General features: G+C 70.5%; 14 protein-coding genes and 1 riboswitch. Of the genes, 6 read left to right on the top strand and 8 right to left on the bottom strand.

Translation table 11 applies throughout. The annotated features are described in order from the left end of the window. Positions 1–64 precede the first annotated feature (64 nt). Complete coding sequence (locus ACLQ28_RS05115; RefSeq protein WP_425685021.1) at positions 65–622, bottom strand: pyridoxamine 5'-phosphate oxidase family protein; 558 nt, start codon at positions 620–622, stop codon at positions 65–67. Between the two features lie 99 nt (positions 623–721). Between ACLQ28_RS05115 and dcd the strand changes: the two genes are divergently transcribed. Next, positions 722–1300 (top strand): dCTP deaminase, encoded by a 579-nt coding sequence (gene dcd, locus ACLQ28_RS05110; protein ID WP_425685020.1) that lies wholly within the window; start codon positions 722–724, stop codon positions 1298–1300. A 59-nt stretch (positions 1301–1359) separates the two neighbouring features. Here the strand turns inward: dcd and ACLQ28_RS05105 are convergent, their stop codons facing one another. Next, on the bottom strand, positions 1360–2337 hold the full coding sequence (locus ACLQ28_RS05105) for an NlpC/P60 family protein (RefSeq protein WP_425685019.1): 978 nt from the start codon (positions 2335–2337) through the stop codon (positions 1360–1362). Between the two features lie 76 nt (positions 2338–2413). Beyond that, positions 2414–2549, bottom strand: a riboswitch (cyclic di-AMP (ydaO/yuaA leader). 234 nt (positions 2550–2783) lie between these two features. Here ACLQ28_RS05105 and ACLQ28_RS05100 point away from each other — a divergent pair. Further along, positions 2784–4766 carry an N-acetylmuramoyl-L-alanine amidase gene (locus ACLQ28_RS05100; protein WP_425685018.1) on the top strand — a complete coding sequence of 661 codons (1983 nt, stop codon included), beginning with the start codon at positions 2784–2786 and terminating at the stop codon, positions 4764–4766. A gap of 54 nt (positions 4767–4820) precedes the next feature. On the opposite strand, the gene ACLQ28_RS05095 is transcribed toward ACLQ28_RS05100, so the two are convergent. The 5 genes from ACLQ28_RS05095 to ACLQ28_RS05075 form a co-directional block, all read right to left on the bottom strand. Then, the gene (locus ACLQ28_RS05095) at positions 4821–5834 is read right to left on the bottom strand and encodes an NlpC/P60 family protein (protein ID WP_425685017.1); all 1014 of its coding nucleotides are present in this window, start codon (positions 5832–5834) and stop codon (positions 4821–4823) included. Between the two features lie 167 nt (positions 5835–6001). After that, positions 6002–7003 (bottom strand): hemolysin family protein, encoded by a 1002-nt coding sequence (locus ACLQ28_RS05090; protein WP_425685016.1) that lies wholly within the window; start codon positions 7001–7003, stop codon positions 6002–6004. Beyond that, positions 6996–8321, bottom strand: coding sequence for a hemolysin family protein (locus ACLQ28_RS05085; protein WP_425685015.1), 1326 nt, complete (start codon positions 8319–8321; stop codon positions 6996–6998). Before ACLQ28_RS05085 ends, ACLQ28_RS05090 begins: the two co-directional genes overlap by 8 nt. 103 nt (positions 8322–8424) lie before the next feature. Then, the gene (locus ACLQ28_RS05080) at positions 8425–10680 is read right to left on the bottom strand and encodes a (Fe-S)-binding protein (protein WP_425685340.1); all 2256 of its coding nucleotides are present in this window, start codon (positions 10678–10680) and stop codon (positions 8425–8427) included. Positions 10681–10888: 208 nt separating this feature from the next. After that, on the bottom strand, positions 10889–11152 hold the full coding sequence (locus ACLQ28_RS05075; protein WP_425685014.1) for a cell division protein CrgA: 264 nt from the start codon (positions 11150–11152) through the stop codon (positions 10889–10891). Positions 11153–11373: 221 nt separating this feature from the next. Between ACLQ28_RS05075 and ACLQ28_RS05070 the strand changes: the two genes are divergently transcribed. From ACLQ28_RS05070 to ACLQ28_RS05055, 4 genes are read left to right on the top strand one after another with little or no spacing between them, the layout of a single operon-like run. After that, complete coding sequence (locus ACLQ28_RS05070) at positions 11374–12174, top strand: DUF881 domain-containing protein (RefSeq protein ID WP_425685013.1); 801 nt, start codon at positions 11374–11376, stop codon at positions 12172–12174. Beyond that, positions 12171–13907: a class E sortase gene (locus tag ACLQ28_RS05065; protein ID WP_425685012.1), complete on the top strand. Its 1737-nt coding sequence runs from the start codon at positions 12171–12173 to the stop codon at positions 13905–13907. The genes ACLQ28_RS05070 and ACLQ28_RS05065 overlap by 4 nt, the downstream gene beginning before the upstream one ends. A gap of 4 nt (positions 13908–13911) precedes the next feature. Continuing rightward, positions 13912–14190: a hypothetical protein gene (locus ACLQ28_RS05060; RefSeq protein ID WP_425685011.1), complete on the top strand. Its 279-nt coding sequence runs from the start codon at positions 13912–13914 to the stop codon at positions 14188–14190. Positions 14191–14192: 2 nt separating this feature from the next. Continuing rightward, the gene (locus ACLQ28_RS05055; RefSeq protein ID WP_425685010.1) at positions 14193–14843 is read left to right on the top strand and encodes an aminodeoxychorismate/anthranilate synthase component II; all 651 of its coding nucleotides are present in this window, start codon (positions 14193–14195) and stop codon (positions 14841–14843) included. 45 nt (positions 14844–14888) lie between these two features. Here the strand turns inward: ACLQ28_RS05055 and ACLQ28_RS05050 are convergent, their stop codons facing one another. Then, positions 14889–15521 carry a SanA/YdcF family protein gene (locus ACLQ28_RS05050; protein WP_425685009.1) on the bottom strand — a complete coding sequence of 211 codons (633 nt, stop codon included), beginning with the start codon at positions 15519–15521 and terminating at the stop codon, positions 14889–14891. Between the last annotated feature and the right edge of the window lie 4 nt (positions 15522–15525).

Genomic DNA, 15525 nt, shown 5'->3' with positions numbered 1-15525 from the left:
ACACCCGGTGCCGGCCCCGTCACGACGGAGCCGGCACCGACGTCTCGGCTCGGTTCGGCTGCGGTCAGGCCGCTGTGTACTGGACGTCGCGGCTGAGTCGGGTCGGACGCGACTGCGGTGCGGCGAGCGGCGAGGCCGCCGCCGACGGGGCGTGCGGGTCGAGCCAGACCCGAACAGCCGGCCGGCCCGGCGTGAGGCCCGGGATGCCCGCGATGTGCTGCTCGCGGCGGGTCAGCATCGCCACGTCGACGGTGAACTCGAACAGCTGCCAGTCGACCTGCGGCTCGGCACGGGCGCCCTGCGCCAACCGGGCCACCCGTGCGGGATCGGTGACCGGACGGGCACGCCCCGCCACGTACGCCTCGTCGTCGCTCTCCTCCGGGGGGAACGAGTGCAGCGCGTAACGGCCGTCGCGTTCGAGGTCACGGCGCTTTGGGGAGTCGATGATGAAGCAGAACAGGCCTTCGTCGGTGATGACCGGCGAGACCGGATGGACTCGGGGCCCGCCGTCGGCGCGGACCGTGGCCAGGTAGCCGAAGCCCGGCCCGTACTGCTGGATGAGAACGCGGATCCCGTCGGCGAGTCGGGGCTCGTCAGCGGCGAATTCGGACCAGGAAGCCATGTGGGCATTCTATCGAACAAATGTACGAGCAGCGACCTCGACGCGCTGGTCACTGGCACCGATTCCTAGGGCTTTGGGCACCGCGGCTATGGTGGTCCGATGCTGCTCTCCGACCGCGACCTGGTCTCCGAGATCAAGGCCGGCACGCTGGGCCTGGAGCCGTTCGAGCCCACCCTGGTCCAACCTTCCAGCATCGACGTGCGGCTCGACCGACTGTTCCGGGTCTTCAACAACCACCTCTACACCCACATCGACCCGGCGATGCAGCAGGACGACCTGACCTCGGCGGTCGAGGTGCCCGACGGCGAGCCGTTCGTGCTGCACCCGGGGGAGTTCGTGCTCGCCTCGACGCTGGAGGTCATCTCGCTGGGCGACCAGCTCGCCGGCCGACTGGAGGGGAAGAGCTCACTGGGTCGGCTCGGGCTGCTCACGCACTCCACCGCCGGCTTCATCGACCCGGGCTTCTCCGGTCACGTGACGCTGGAGCTGTCCAATGTCGCGAACCTGCCGATCACCCTCTGGCCGGGCATGAAGATCGGGCAGCTCTGCATCTTCCGGCTGTCCTCGCCGGCCGAGCACCCGTACGGCTCGGTGGTCTACGGCTCGCGCTACCAGGGCCAGCGGGGGCCGACGCCGAGCCGCGCCTGGCAGCACTGGCGCATCTGGCCCACCCGCTGAACCCATGACGACGAGGGCCCGCCGCGACGAATCGCGACGGGCCCTTCAATCACCCTCGATCAGCCTGGGCGGCCGTAACTGTGGATCGGGCCGTCGTCGACCTTCTTCATCTTGACCGGTTGACCGGCCTGCGAGGCGTGCACCACCCAGCCGTTGCCGACGTACATGCCGACGTGGTGGATGTCGCTGTAATAGAAGACCAGGTCGCCGGGGCGTAGATCCGCTCTGCTGACGTTCTTGGTGGTGCGGCTCTGCGCGGCGGCGTTGTGTGGCAGCGACACGCCCGCCTTCGCCCAGGCGGCCAGCATCAGGCCGGAGCAGTCGTACGAGTTCGGGCCCTCGGCACCCCAGACGTAGGGCTTGCCGATCTGGGCGCAGGCGAACTTGACCGCCGTGCCCGCGGCACCGCCGGGATAGCTGCCGGGGCAGGGCGCCGGGCGCAGCGGGCCGCCGCCACCGTTGCCGTACACCTTGAGGCGCAGTTTCTGCAGCTTGTCGATCTCAGCGTTGATCTGCTTCTTCTTCGCCGCCAACTGGGCCTCGGTGCGGGTCAGCTGGGCCACCATCTCGTCGAGCGGGGCCTTCTGCCCGGCCAGCTCGTTGCGGAGGTCGGCCACCTGCTGCACGTCCTGCTGCTGGTTGTGCGCGAACCGGTCGAGCATCTCAAGCTGGCCAACCACCTCACTGGGTGTCCGGCTGCCCAGCACCGCGTTCACGGTCAGGACGTTCTCGCCCTTGTACGCGCGCACGGCCAGGGCACTGACCTTGTCCATCGCGGCGTCGACCTGACGCTCCAGCGGGGCGATCCGGGCGGCCAGCGCGTTCGCCTGCTTGCGCTTGGCGGCGAGGTCGGCCCGCGTTGCGTTGTGCTGTTCGATGATCGGCTCGAGCTTGTTCCAGTCGGCGTCGATCTGGCGCTCGATCTCAGCGACGGACGGGTCGGCGTGCGCCGCCGTGGCGCTGCCGGTCAGGACGACGGCGACGCCGACCAGTGCGGCGAGGGCGGTGGTGAAGCGGGACCAGCGTGGGCGCGGCACGATCGACGTCAGATCGGCTGATGCCGACCGTCCGGACGACGGCCGCGGGGCATGGAGTGCCACCGGGGTTCCGTACTCCTTCTTCCTGACCGCCTACCGGGTTAGCTGACGGGTTCGGGCGGGAAGTCGGCGCCCTACCGCAGTGACTGCGGATTCACCCCGAGGGACCTGGGTCCCCGGTTCGCTCGGAAACGACTCGGCGGTGTCGGTCCGTTACCGCCCGGGCTGGGCGGAGCTGCTATCGGGCCGACGAATGACCAGAGTAGAGACGCCTGTTACCGATCCGCAACCCGTGGGGCCGTGACACTCCGTACCGATCAGGGAGGGTCACGGACCGTACGTGAAGATTTCCTTCTGGACACGTCGAGATATGGAAAGGTATTGACGCAGACTCCCGGGCGGCGCGAAGGTGACCTCACCTTTATCCATGGAATCTAGGGGGTTCGATGCACCGTCCGACCCTGCCCGCCAGCCGGCGCGCACTGCTCGCGGCCGCCGTGGTCGCCGCCGCGACAGCGGTACCGCTACCCGCCGGCGCGGCCGCCGCCGCACCCACCGCCGACCGCCAGCAGCAGTACGCCGCAGCAGCAGCCGAGTACGGCGTACCAACCGACGTGCTGCTCGGCGTCTCCTACCTGGAGTCACGCTGGGACAGCAACGCCGGCACACCGAGCACCAGCGGCGGCTACGGCCCGATGCACCTGACCGACGCCCGGCATGTGGCCGCGCTGCCCGGGGGCGGCCACCACGACGCCGGCACCGAGGACCCGCGCGGCGACGGATCCCGCCTCGCGCTCGCACCCGCTCCCCGACCGGCCGAGGACCCCGCGCCGCCCGCCGCCGCGTTGCAGACCGTGGACGCCGCCGCCGCACTGACCGGTGCCGCTCCCGACTCGCTGCGCACCGACGCCGACGTCAACATCCGGGGCGGGGCGGCGCTGCTGGCCTCGTACCAGCGGGAGTTGGGCGCGCCGGTCGGTGCCGCCACCGACCCGGCCACCTGGTACGGCGCGGTCGCCCGCTACGCCGGCGCGGACAGTGCCGACGCCGCAGCGGCCTTCGCCGACGAGGTCTTCACCACCATCGGCGCCGGCGAGTCGCGGGTGACCGACGACGGCCAGCGGATCACGCTGCCGGCCCGGGCCATCCGGCCGGAGCGTTCCTGGCTGGACCGGCTGGGCCTACGCCGCCTCGCCCGCCCGGACGGGCTGGAGTGCCCCAACACCATCTCCTGCGAATGGCTTCCGGCGCCCTACGCGGCGTTCGGCGACGGGGACTACGGCAACCACGACCTCGCCAACCGGCCCGCCGGGCAGAAGATCGAGTACATCGTCATCCACGACACCGAGGCCAGTTGGGCCACCACCCTGAAGCTCGTTCAGGACCCGACCTACGTGAGCTGGCACTACTCGCTGCGCTCGGTGGACGGGCACGTCGCCCAGCACGTGCAGACCAAGGACGTCGCCTGGCACGCCGGCAACTGGTACGTCAACGCCAAGTCGGTCGGGCTGGAGCACGAGGGCTTCGCGGCGCAGGGCACCTGGTACACCGAGGCGATGTATCGGACCTCGGCGAAGCTGGTCCGGCACCTTGCGCTGCGGCTGGGCATCCCGCTGGATCGCCAGCACATCATCGGCCACGACAACGTGCCCGGCACCACCGCCGCGACCGTACGCGGGATGCACTGGGACACCGGCCCGTACTGGGACTGGACGCACTACTTCGAGCTGCTGCACGCGCCGCGGCTGGACACCGGCACCCCGGCCACCGGCCTGGTCCGGATCGACCCGGACTTCGCCACCAACCAGCCGGCGTTCATCGGCTGCGTCACCGCCGGTGTGCCGTGCGCGCCGCGCGGCTCCTCGGCTGTGGTGCTGCGCTCCGCGCCGTCCGCGGACGCGCCACTCGTCAACGACATCGCGCTCCGCCCCGACGGCACCCCGAACACCATGGAGGTGTCGGATCACGGCGCCCGGGCCTCCGCCGGCCAGACGTACGCGCTGGCCGGCCGGCAGGGCGACTGGACGGCCATCTGGTACCTCGGGCAACGGGCCTGGTTCCACAACCCGGCGTCCGCGCCGACCGCCAGTTGGACCGTCGGCCTGGTGGCCACCCCGAAGCCCGGACGGGCCACGATCCCGGTGTACGGGCGGGCGTACCCGGAGCAGGCGGCCTACCCGGCCGGCGTGCCCTACCAGGAGATCTCGCCGCTGCAGTACACCCTGGCCGCCGGGCAGCGGTACGCCGTCGGCGCGGTACTGGCCGGCGAGTACTACCGGGCCAGCACGGTCGACGGCTCCTCGCCCGGCGACTGGACGGTGATCCGCGGCAAGAACCGGTACGTGCAGATCCAGTTCGGCCACCGCATCATGTACGTCAACCTGGCCGACGTGCAGTTGCTGCCGTCCCCGCTGGGCGCCCCCCGCTGAGAAACCACGACGGCCCCCGGTCGGTGACCGGGGGCCGTCGTCGTGCCTGGGTGATCAGCCGGGTCTGCGGAACCCGGCGACCGGCATGGTGTTGATGCTGGACACCTGCACGGGTTTACCGGCCCGAGGGGCGTGCACCATCTGGTTGTTGCCCAGATAGAGCCCGACATGACTCAGGCCGGAGAAGAAGAAGACCAGGTCACCGGGGCGGGCATCGGCTCGTGAGACGGCCTTGCCCTCGTTCCACTGGTCACCGGTGAAGTGGGTGAGGTAGATCCCGGCCGCCTTGTAGGCGTACTGGGTCAGCCCCGAGCAGTCGAACGAGTTCGGGCCGGTGGCGCCCCAGACGTACGGCTTGCCGACCTTGCCGCAGGCGGTCCTGATCGCGGTACGGGCGGCCGAGCTGACCACGCCGTTGATGGTCGGGCAGGCCGCGGTCACGACCGTGGTCTTGGGCATCGACGCCTCGAGCTGCTTGATCTCGGCGTCGATCTGCTTCTTCTTGGCGGCCAGCTCGTTCTGCTGCTTGGTCTGGGTGGCGATCAGCGCGTCCAGCTTCTGCTTCTCGCCGTCGTACTTGGCCCGCACGGCCAGCACGCCCTCGACCTCCTTGTGCTCCTGCGCGGCCAGCCGGTCGAGGACGGTGAGCTGCTCGGTGAGCGTGTCCGGCTTGGCGCTGACCAGCAGCGCTCCGATGTCGTGCGACGGGCCCGACATGTAGTAGCGGGAGGCGAGATCGCCGACCCGGTTGAGCGCCAACTCACTCTGCAGCGACAGCGGCTCGATCTTCTTCTGCAGGTCCGTCGACTTCTGCCGATTGACCTTCAGCTGCGCCCTGACCTTGTTGTACTGCTCGATGGTGGGCTCCAACTGCTCCCACTTCTTGTCGATCTGCGCCTCGATCTCGTCGACCGAGGGCGCGGCGTGTGCCGGCGCGCTGAGCAGACCGGCGCCGACTGCCGCGGCGGCGACCAGGACGAGCAGGCGATGGGCAGCGCGGCGCAGGCCGCCCGGCCGAGCAGACATTTTCAGGTCGTGACGATGAGGGGGCATGGTTGCCACCGGCACCGACTCCTTTGCAACCGACCGCCGGGCGCCTCGCGTGAGGGAAGGGCCGAGGCAGACGACCCACAGCGGTCGGTGCCTCACATTAGGGAAGCTTGGAGCGGTAATCAAGGCGAACTAGGTCACCATCACTGTCGTGCAACCGCTTGCACACCAAGGGTATTGGCACATCACCCAACGATTGCGGTCAATACATCATCGAGTGTGACCACACCGAGAGGGCGCCGGCCATCACTGACCAGCACCATGTGCCGCCGCTCGCGGCGCATGGCCAGCAGCAGGTCAGCCAGCGTACGCTCCGGCGGCACCACCGCCAGCGGTCGGTAGACCTGGGCCGGCACCGGCAGCCGGCGACCCTGCCCGGCATACCCGAGCACGTCCTTGACGTGTACGAAGCCGAGAACCCGACGGGTAGACCGCTGCACCACCGGAAAACGGGACCGGCCGGTCCGCGTCGCCAACACCTCCAGCGACGCTGGCGACACATCCTCGGCCACCGTCACCACCGTCGACCACGGCTGCAACGCGTCCGCCGCGGTGCGGCTGTGCAGGGCTAGCGCACCGGTGATCCGAACGTGCTGCTCCTCGTCGAGCAAACCCTCGGTACGCGCCTGCGACACAAGCCCGGCCAGCTCCTCGGCGGTGAACACCGTCTTCACCGACTCGGACGCCTCGATCCGCCAGAGCGCGAGCACCCGGCGGGCCGCCCACTTCATCGCGAGCAGCAGCGGTTTCGTGGCCACACAGAACGCCAGCATCGCCGGGCCGAGCCAGAGTGCGGAGACCTCCGGACCGGCAAGCGTGATGTTCTTCGGCACCATTTCGCCGACGACCGTGTGCAGAAAGACCACCACGCCCAGGGCGAGCACGAACGCCACCGGGTGCACCGCCCGCTCGGGTAGGCCAGCCGCGTGGAACGGCGGCTCCAGCAGGTGCGCCAACGCCGGCTCGGCGATCGCGCCCAGGCCCAGCGAGCAGACCGTGATGCCGAGCTGCGCCCCAGCGATCATCAACGGGATCTGGTTCATCGCCGACAACGCCCACCGGGCACGCTTCGATCCGGCGGCCAGCGGCTCGATCACCGTCCGGCGGGACGCGATGAGCGCAAACTCACTGCCCACGAAGAACCCGTTGCCGAGCAGCAGCAGCACGGTCACCAGCAGCTCAGTCATCGTCGTCCGGCTCCGCCGGGCGCAACACCCGGACCTGCTCGATCCGGTGCCGCTCCACTTCCACCACGGTGAACTCCCAGCCGCCCGCCTCGACCGTCTCGCCAGCCAGTGGGATGTGCCCGAGCCTGGCCATCAGGAACCCGGCCAACGTCTCGTACGGCCCGTCGGGCAGCCGGAAGCCGGTCTGCTCGGCCAACTCGTCGGAGCGGAGCACCCCGTCGACCAGCACGGTGCGTTCACCGTCGGGCACGGTCAGCTCGACCGGACCGGTGTCGTCCACGCTCGCCGGGTCGAACTCGTCGGCGATCTCCCCGACCAACTCCTCGACGAGGTCCTCGATCGTCACCACGCCGTCCGTGCCGCCGTATTCGTCGACCACGATGGCCAGGTCGGCCCCGGCCGCCTTCAACGCCGCCAGCACGCCGTTCAGGTTGAGGCTCTCCGGCACGTACACCGGCTCGCGGGCCACCGAACCGACAATTGTCGACGCCCGGTCGGCCAGCGGCACGCCCAGCGCGTCGGGCACACCGGCGACGCCAGTTACCAGGTCCAAGGTCTCCTCGTAGACCGGAAAGCGGGTTCGTCCGGTCTGCCGGGACTGCTCCAGCAACTCGGCCACGGTGGCCGTGACGCGCAGCGCAACCACGTCCACCCGGGGGGTCATCGCCTCGGCGGCCCGCTTGTCACCGAACCGGATGGTGCGGCGCAGCAGCATCGCGGTGTCCGTCGGCAACGCACCGGCCCGGGCCGAGATGGCCGCCAGCAGGCCCAACTCCTCCGGCGAGCGGGCACTGGCCAGCTCCTCCTGCGGTTCCACGCCGAGCGCCCGGACCAGCCGGTTCGCCGAGCCGTTCAACCCCCGGATCACCCAGCCGAACGTCCGGGAGAAGGTGTGCATCGGACCGGCCGTGGCGAGCGCCGCCGGCATAGGCCGGGCCAGCGCCGCGTTCTTCGGCACCAACTCACCGAAGAGCATGGAGATCAGCGTGGCCAGGGCCAACGCGAGGAACGGGGTGAACCGCTCGGAGTCGTCGCCGACCATCGGGCGCAACAGTGGGGCGAAGAGCCGGGCCAGGGCCGGCTCGGCCAGGTAGCCGGTGAGCAGCGCAGTGATGGTGATCCCGAGCTGCGCACCGGAGAGCTGGAAGGAGAGTTCGCGCAGCGCCGTGCGTACCGTCAGGGCGGCCTGGTCGCCCGCGGCGGCCCGCCGGTCGATCTCCGCGCGGTCGACGGTGACCAGGGCGAACTCGGCCGCGACGAAGAACGCGTTGCCCGCGGTCAGCGCAACGAACCCGACCAGGGGCAACAGCGTCGTCAAGAGCAGGCCGTCGATGTCGCCTCACCTCGGCGCGATTCTTGCACGACGACGGCGGCCCGCACCGGGCCGCCGTCGTCGATGAACAGATCCCAGGTGTACGCCCTCAACCGCCGATCGACGCGGTCTCCTTGCCGCCCTGCGGCTGCTCCGGCTTGACCGAACGGAGCAGCACGCTCGCCACGTCGACCACCTCAACCTGCTCGCCGGCGCCCTTGCCGTTGACCCCGTCGTTGAGCATCGTCGAGCAGAACGGGCAGCCGACGGCGACCGTCCTGGCCCCGGTGGCCATGGCCTCCTCGACCCGGTCCACGTTGATCCGCTTGCCGATCTTCTCTTCCATCCACATCCGGGCACCGCCGGCACCGCAGCAGAAGGAGCGCTCGCTGTTGCGCGGCATCTCGACCAGGCCGCTGTCGCGGCCCGCACCGGAAACGATGGCTGCGCCACCCTGGCCATCTCCGGCTCCGCCTGCGATGGCACTCCCAAGGACCTCGCGGGGTGCCGCGAAGATCCGGTTGTGTCGACCCAGGTAGCAGGGGTCGTGGTAGGTGACGCCGCCGTCGACCGGCTGCACCGGGGTGAGCTTGCCGGTGGCGACCAGGTGGGCCAGGAGTTGGGTGTGGTGGACCACCTCGAACTCGCCGCCGAGTTGGCCGTACTCGTTGCCCAGGGTGTTGAAGCAGTGCGGGCAGGTCGCGACGATCTTGCGCTTGGCCTTCTCCCGGCCTTCGAACGCCTCGTTCAGCGTCTCCACGTTCTGCTGGGCGAGCATCTGGAAGACGAACTCGTTGCCGATCCGCCGCGCCGGGTCGCCGGAGCAGGTCTCGCCCTCGCCCAGGATCGCGAACTTCACGCCCGCCTCGTTGAGCAGCGTGGCCACCGCGCGGGTGGTCTTCTTGGCTCGGTCCTCGAATGCGCCGGCGCAGCCGACCCAGAACAGGTATTCGAAGTCGTCCACCTCGCCGACCCGGGGCACCTCGAAGTCCAGGCCCTTGGTCCAGTCCTCGCGGGTGTTCTGCGGGGCACCCCACGGGTTGCCCTTGTTTTCCAGGTTGCGCAGCATCACGCCGGCCTCGGAGGGGAAGCTCGACTCGATCAGCACCTGGTAGCGGCGCATGTCGACGATGTGGTCGACGTGCTCGATGTCCACCGGGCACTGCTCGACGCAGGCGCCGCAGGTGGTGCACGACCAGAGCACGTCGGGGTCGATGACGCCGCCCTCCTCGGCGGTGCCGATCAACGGCCGGTCCGCCTCGGCCAGGGCCAGTACGTCGAGGTGGGCGAGCTGCGCCTGGGTGGCCTTCTCCTCGCCGGTCAGGTCCTTGCCGCCACCGGCCAGCAGGTAGGGCGCCTTGGCGTACGCGTGGTCGCGCAGGCTCAGCACGAGCAGCTTCGGCGACAGTGGCTTGGCGGTGTTCCAGGCCGGGCACTGCGACTGGCAGCGACCGCACTCGGTGCAGGTGCTGAAGTCGAGCAGGCCCTTCCAGCTGAACTGCTCGACGTGGGCGACGCCGAACTGGTCGGACTCCGGGTCGGCCTCCTCGAAGTCGAGCAGTTTGCCCTGGCTCGTCATCGGGCGCAGCGCGCCGAGGCCGGAGCCGGCCGGCCGGGCCGGCTCGCGCTTGAAGAAGATGTTGGGGAACGCCAGGAAGCGGTGCCAGGCAACACCCATGGTGACGTTCAGGGAGATGACGATCAGCCAGGTCATCGAAATGATGATCTTGACGGCAGCGGCGACGCTGACCCCGTCCTCCCAGGCCGGCAGCACCGCGCCGACCGCGTGGCTGACCGGGGTGGCCCAGAACGGGAACTCGAAGTGGTCGGTGGCGACCTTGAAGCCCCGGATCACGAAGCCGAAGATCAGAACCAGCAGGACGATCCACTCGACGAAGTAGCCCTGCCACATGGTCGAGCCGGTGAACCGGGACCGCCCGCCCGGCCGGGTCGGCCGATTGCGCAGCCGGATCGCCATCAGCACCAGGATGCCGACCAGACCCAGCACCCCGATGATCTCGGTAACCAGGCCGAAGATCGTCCAGTGCCCGATGATCGGCAGGCCACCGCCTGTGGTGACCACCTCGAAGTACGCCTCGAGCACCAGCAGTGACAGCACGATGAAGCCGACCATCACGAACCAGTGCGCGGCACCCACCACGCCCCACTTGAGCATTCGGGTGTGGCCGGCAGTCTCCACGAGCATGGTCCTGGCCCGGGTGGCCTTGTCGCTGAACCGCTCCGGTGCAGGCTGCCCGAGCCGGATGACTGCCACCATCTTCAGGACCGCACGCACCGCAAGCCACACCGCAACGGCGGTGATGGCGGCCGCGAGGATCGTGGTGACGATCTGGACGCTGCCCATCGAGTTGGCCTCCCCGGTCTGCTGCCTGATGACCTCGCTCTGCTCGGTCATGCAGTGCAGCCTACGCGAAGGTTACCCAGCAGTAACGTGAGTCATCTCGCAGTAGGCCGCGCTGCCTGCGGACACCATAGGGGGCCCCACCCGATCCTGCTGGGCAGGGGCTGGGTGGGGTGACCTGGCGCCGTCGACGCGACAGCGCCGAGCCGGCTCAGCGCCAGCGGGAGAGCAACCCCAGCGAGGCGACCATCGCGCCAAAGCCAACGGCGAGGTTCCAGTAACCCCACGCCATGACCGGGTACTCCTGCTCGGACAGGTAATAGAGCACCAGCCAGCCGATTCCAACGACGATCAAGGCGACCGCGGTGATCGGCAGCCACACCGGGCTAGGCTTGCGCGTCGACGCCGCCGTCGTCGGACGGACGTCCGTCGGCGGGGTGTACACCTTCTTCTTGCGGACCTGAGACTTGGGCACGACGCTCTCCAGAGGGGTGACGACCTCGTCCGGCCTGACAACCGGGCGCGGGGGCGACGGTCCATGGCCAATAATGTTCGACAGCTAGCGTAGTCCCGATTGCCCGTCCGGACCACGAATGGGGTCAGGCCGGTGCAGGGCGTGACCGAAAAAGGCGGGACTGTTCGCATCACCGGCCCGGCCGGGGCGGACCGATCCACGACACGCGGAAGGAACGCTCGGTGGAGTACACATCCGGCGCTACCTCCTGGCAGAAGGTCCTCCGACGGGCCGCCGCCGGGCTGCTGCCCCGGCGACCGCGTCAACGCCGACCGGGCTGGTCGATCGGGGTGCCCCTGATCGCTGCCGCGGCAGGCCTGCTGTTCACCACCAGCGCGACCACCGCCGACGGCACCGCTCTGCGCGAGGACCGACGGCCCCAGCTCAACCAGCTCATCGAGGACCGGCGCGAGCAGGTGGCGGCGAGCGAACGCCGCGCCGCCACGCTGCGCGGCGAGGTCGAGCAACGGACCAACACGCTGGCCGGCTCGGATGCCCCGATCAAGGATCAGCAGAATCGCGCCCAGGGCAGCGTCCAGGCCGCCGGGTTCACCGCCCTCGGCGGGCCGGGGGTCACGGTCGAACTGAACGACGCGCCACAACTCGACCAGACCCAGTCGGACGCCAGCAACGACGACCTGGTGGTGCACCAGGCGGACGTACAGGCGGTGGTCAACGCGCTCTGGGCGGGCGGCGCGGAGGCCATGTCAATCATGAACGTCCGCGTGCTCACGACCAGCGCGGTACGCTGCGTCGGTAACACCCTGCTGCTTCATGGCCGGGTGTACTCCCCACCGTTCAAGATCGTAGCAATCGGCGACCCCGCTGCCCTCCAGCAGGCCCTCGCCAGCTCTGAGGGAGTCCGGTTGTTCAAGGGCGCGGTCGACGACTATCAGCTCGGTTACGAGGAGACAGCTTCCACGGTGCGAGTTCCCGCATTCGAGGACTCGACCGCCCTGCGCTCCGCGACGGTGCTCAAGTGAGCGGCCCGGACGAGCGTCGCGACGGACGACACCGAGACCAGACCGACGATCCGACCACCTTCCTGCCCAAGGTCGACCGACCCGAGTCGGCACCTGGACGGCCCCCGGCCGGCAACTGGCCCGAGCCGGTGCTGCCCTCCCGGCCCGGTGCGTCGCGCCCACCAGCCACGCCTGCCACGCCTGCCACGCCTGAGCCTCCCGGCCCGGCCGACCCGACCCACACCCCGGGCCGCCCAGGTGCCGAAGCCCCGCCGCGCTGGCCGGGCAGCCCCGCCGTCGGGCCGGGCGCGCACGGAGGGTCCGGCCTTCCCCCCGCGGCCGCTCCCGGCCGGCCGACCGCGGCCAACCAGGGCCCGGTTCGGCCCGCTGTCCCCGGCAACGCCCCGACCCGACCCCCCACGCCCAACGGCCCGTCCACCCGACCGGCCGCGCCCGGGGCCGCGTCCACCCGACCAGCCGCGCCCGGGGCCGCGTCCACCCGACCGGCAGCGTCCGCCCGACCGCCGGCCGCCGGTGGCACGCCAGGAGCCTCCCCGACCCCTCCGGGTACGCCCGGTGGGATGCCGACCCGGCCGCCGACCTCCGGCACGTCGAACCAGCCCGCCCCGGCCGGCCCCTCGACGCCGCCGGTTGCCGACGCGCCGACCGCGTTCATCCCGAAGATCGCCGCCAGGCCCGCCCGGCCGACCGGCTCCCCGGCCGCTCCGATCTCACCGGCCGCCCCCGACCCCACCCCGCACTCCGGGCAGGACAGATTGTCGCTCGCCGGACCGGGCCGAGTCCCTCCCACCGGGCCGACCCGGGCCGCCGACCCCGCCGCTACCGCGTTGATTCCGGCTGTGCCCGCCACACCCACCACCCGACCGCCAACCATTGACACGACCGCGCTGATGGGTGCCGTCCCCCGCACATCGGTCCCCGACGAGCCGACCGGTGGCGGGGACAACCCCGCCGAGCCTCCCCGGCCGCGGCGCGGCGAGCGGGTGGTCCAGCTCCGGCCGCACCAGACGGGCGAGGGCTACAAGAGCGTCTACTCCGAGCTCACCCGCCCGTCGTTCGGCTCCCGGCTGCGCACCGGCGTCCGCGTCACCGGCGAGGTCCTGATCACCTTCGGCCTGGTGGTGCTGCTCTTCGCCGGCTACGAGGTCTGGGGCAAGTCGGCCATCGTCGACGCCCACCAGAACGACCTCAACACCCAGTTGAATCAGGCGTGGGGCCCGACCGACGACCCGACGGTCGCCCCGTCGGCCGGCCCGAGCGTCAAACCATCCCCTCCGGTACGCGGCAAGCCGCTCGCAAGCCTCTACATCCCCAAGCTCGACAAGAACTGGGTCGTGGTCGAGGGCGTCACCCAGGCCGACATCCGCTACGCCCCGGGCCACTACCCGGCCAGCGCACTGCCCGGCCAGGTGGGCAACTTCTCCGTCGCCGGCCACCGCAACCGGGCGACCTTCTGGCGGCTGGACGAGCTCGACGAGGGCGACGCGATCGTGGTCGAGAGCAAGACCGACTGGTACGTCTACCGGGTGTCGCGGTCGCGGATCGTCAAGCCGACCCAGGTCGAAGTGGTGGCGCCGGTGCCCGGCGAGCCCGACAAGAAGCCGACCAAGCGAATGCTCACCCTGACCACGTGTAACCCGAAGTTCGACAACTACCAGCGGCTGATCATCCACGCCGAGTTGGACCGCACCCAACCCAAGTCGGCGGGCCGCCCGGCCGAGCTGGGAGGCTGACCCGATGTACTCGTTCATCTGGCGCAAGCTGCCGTTCGGCGTGATCGGAAAGCTGGTCGGCTCCGTGCTGCTCGTGGCCGCCACGGTGGCCCTGCTCTGGTATGTCGCCTTCCCATGGGCCGAGCCTCTGCTGCCGTTCGACGATGTGCAGGTCGAGTCCGGCGTTCCCGCAGAATCGGGCGACGGCGGCCCGGTGACCGGGGACACCCCGGCGGGCGATGAGCACGAGCTGCCGTACGACACCGACCAGAACAATCCCGCGCCGTCCTCCCCGAGCAGGTGACCATGCGCGTCCTGGTGATCGACAACTACGACTCGTTCGTCTTCAACATCGTGCAATATCTTGGCCAACTCGGCGTGGACTGCGAGGTCCGCCGCAACGACGAGATCGACGTCGCCGACGTGGGCAAGGTGGACGCGGCCGGCATCCTGCTCTCGCCGGGGCCGGGCAGCCCCGACCGAGCCGGCATCTGCCTGGACGTCATTCGACAGTACGCGGGCGAGCTGCCGATCTTCGGCGTCTGCCTCGGCCACCAGGCGATCGGTGAGGCGTTCGGGGCGACCGTGACGCGCGCACCCGAGTTGCTGCATGGCAAGACCTCCGAGGTCCAGCACCACTCGGCCGGTGTGCTTGCCGGCCTGCCCGACCCGTTCACCGCCACCCGGTACCACTCGCTCGCGGTGTTGCCCGAGACACTCCCGAGCGAGCTGGAGGTCACCGGCTGGACCGGCTCCGGCGTGGTGATGGCGATGCGGCACCGGACGCTGCCCATCGAGGGCGTCCAGTTCCACCCGGAGTCGGTGCTGACCGAGGGCGGCCATCTGATGCTGGCGAACTGGCTGGCCAGTTGCGGTCACCAGGAGGCGCTGGAGCGTGCACCCGCGCTCGCCGCCGAGGTCGACGCCCGCCGCCGGGCCGCCTTCGCCACCACCTGAGGCTCCGCCGCTCAGTCACGCGCCCGGGACGGCACACCGGCCGGGTCAGCCCCGCAGCGCGTCCTGGACCGCCGGGTTTGCGGGCGAGCGGACCGCTGGCGCGCGGTCCCGGACCGCGTCCCACGCCGCTTTGCCACTGGCGAAGTAGTCCCGCACCGACTTCTCAGCGAGCAGGACGGGTCCGCAACCGTCGCACCGCGCGGTGACTCCGTCGACGTCGAGGCCGAGATGCCGGCACAGCGTCACCGCCCGGGACAGGTGGTAGGACTGGGTCACGATCAGGGCCCGCTCGACGCCGTACACCTCGCGCGCTCGGGCGCAACTGTCGTACGTGTCCAGGCCGAACGGGTCGGCCACCACACGGCGCGCGTCGACACCAAGCTCGGTGAGGTACGACGTCATCACCGTCGGCTCGTCACCCGAGGTGCCGCCACCATCGCCCGACACGAGCACGACCTTGGCCCGCCCGCTCGTCACCAACTCGGCGGCGGTCTCCAGGCGGCCGGCGAGCCGGTCCCCCGGCCGCTGCCGATCGGCCGCCACGGCGGTGCCGAGGACGATCACCACGTCGGCGGCCGGTGCCTCCGCCTCGGCGTACACGTGGTTGCGGGCGGCGAGTGTCGTCCACAACCACGGGAGACTGGCGAGCAGCAGCACGGCGGCTCCCAGAATGGCCACGCGC

Source organism: Micromonospora sp. DT201 (assembly GCF_049841575.1).
GTDB lineage: Bacteria > Actinomycetota > Actinomycetes > Mycobacteriales > Micromonosporaceae > Micromonospora.
The sequence above is the reverse complement of the archived record's forward strand: the minus strand, read 5'-3'. Positions and strand labels throughout refer to the sequence as shown.

What these genes read in the sequence shown, in the direction of transcription:
- ACLQ28_RS05090 (WP_425685016.1), bottom strand. Translation starts at nt 7,003, where the DNA reads ATGACTGAGCTGCTGGTGACCGTGCTGCTGCTGCTCGGCAACGGGTTC.
- ACLQ28_RS05060 (WP_425685011.1), top strand. Translation starts at nt 13,912, where the DNA reads ATGTACTCGTTCATCTGGCGCAAGCTGCCGTTCGGCGTGATCGGAAAG.
- ACLQ28_RS05100 (WP_425685018.1), top strand. Translation starts at nt 2,784, where the DNA reads ATGCACCGTCCGACCCTGCCCGCCAGCCGGCGCGCACTGCTCGCGGCC.
- ACLQ28_RS05080 (WP_425685340.1), bottom strand. Translation starts at nt 10,680, where the DNA reads ATGGGCAGCGTCCAGATCGTCACCACGATCCTCGCGGCCGCCATCACC.
- ACLQ28_RS05115 (WP_425685021.1), bottom strand. Translation starts at nt 622, where the DNA reads ATGGCTTCCTGGTCCGAATTCGCCGCTGACGAGCCCCGACTCGCCGAC.
- dcd (WP_425685020.1), top strand. Translation starts at nt 722, where the DNA reads ATGCTGCTCTCCGACCGCGACCTGGTCTCCGAGATCAAGGCCGGCACG.
- ACLQ28_RS05055 (WP_425685010.1), top strand. Translation starts at nt 14,193, where the DNA reads ATGCGCGTCCTGGTGATCGACAACTACGACTCGTTCGTCTTCAACATC.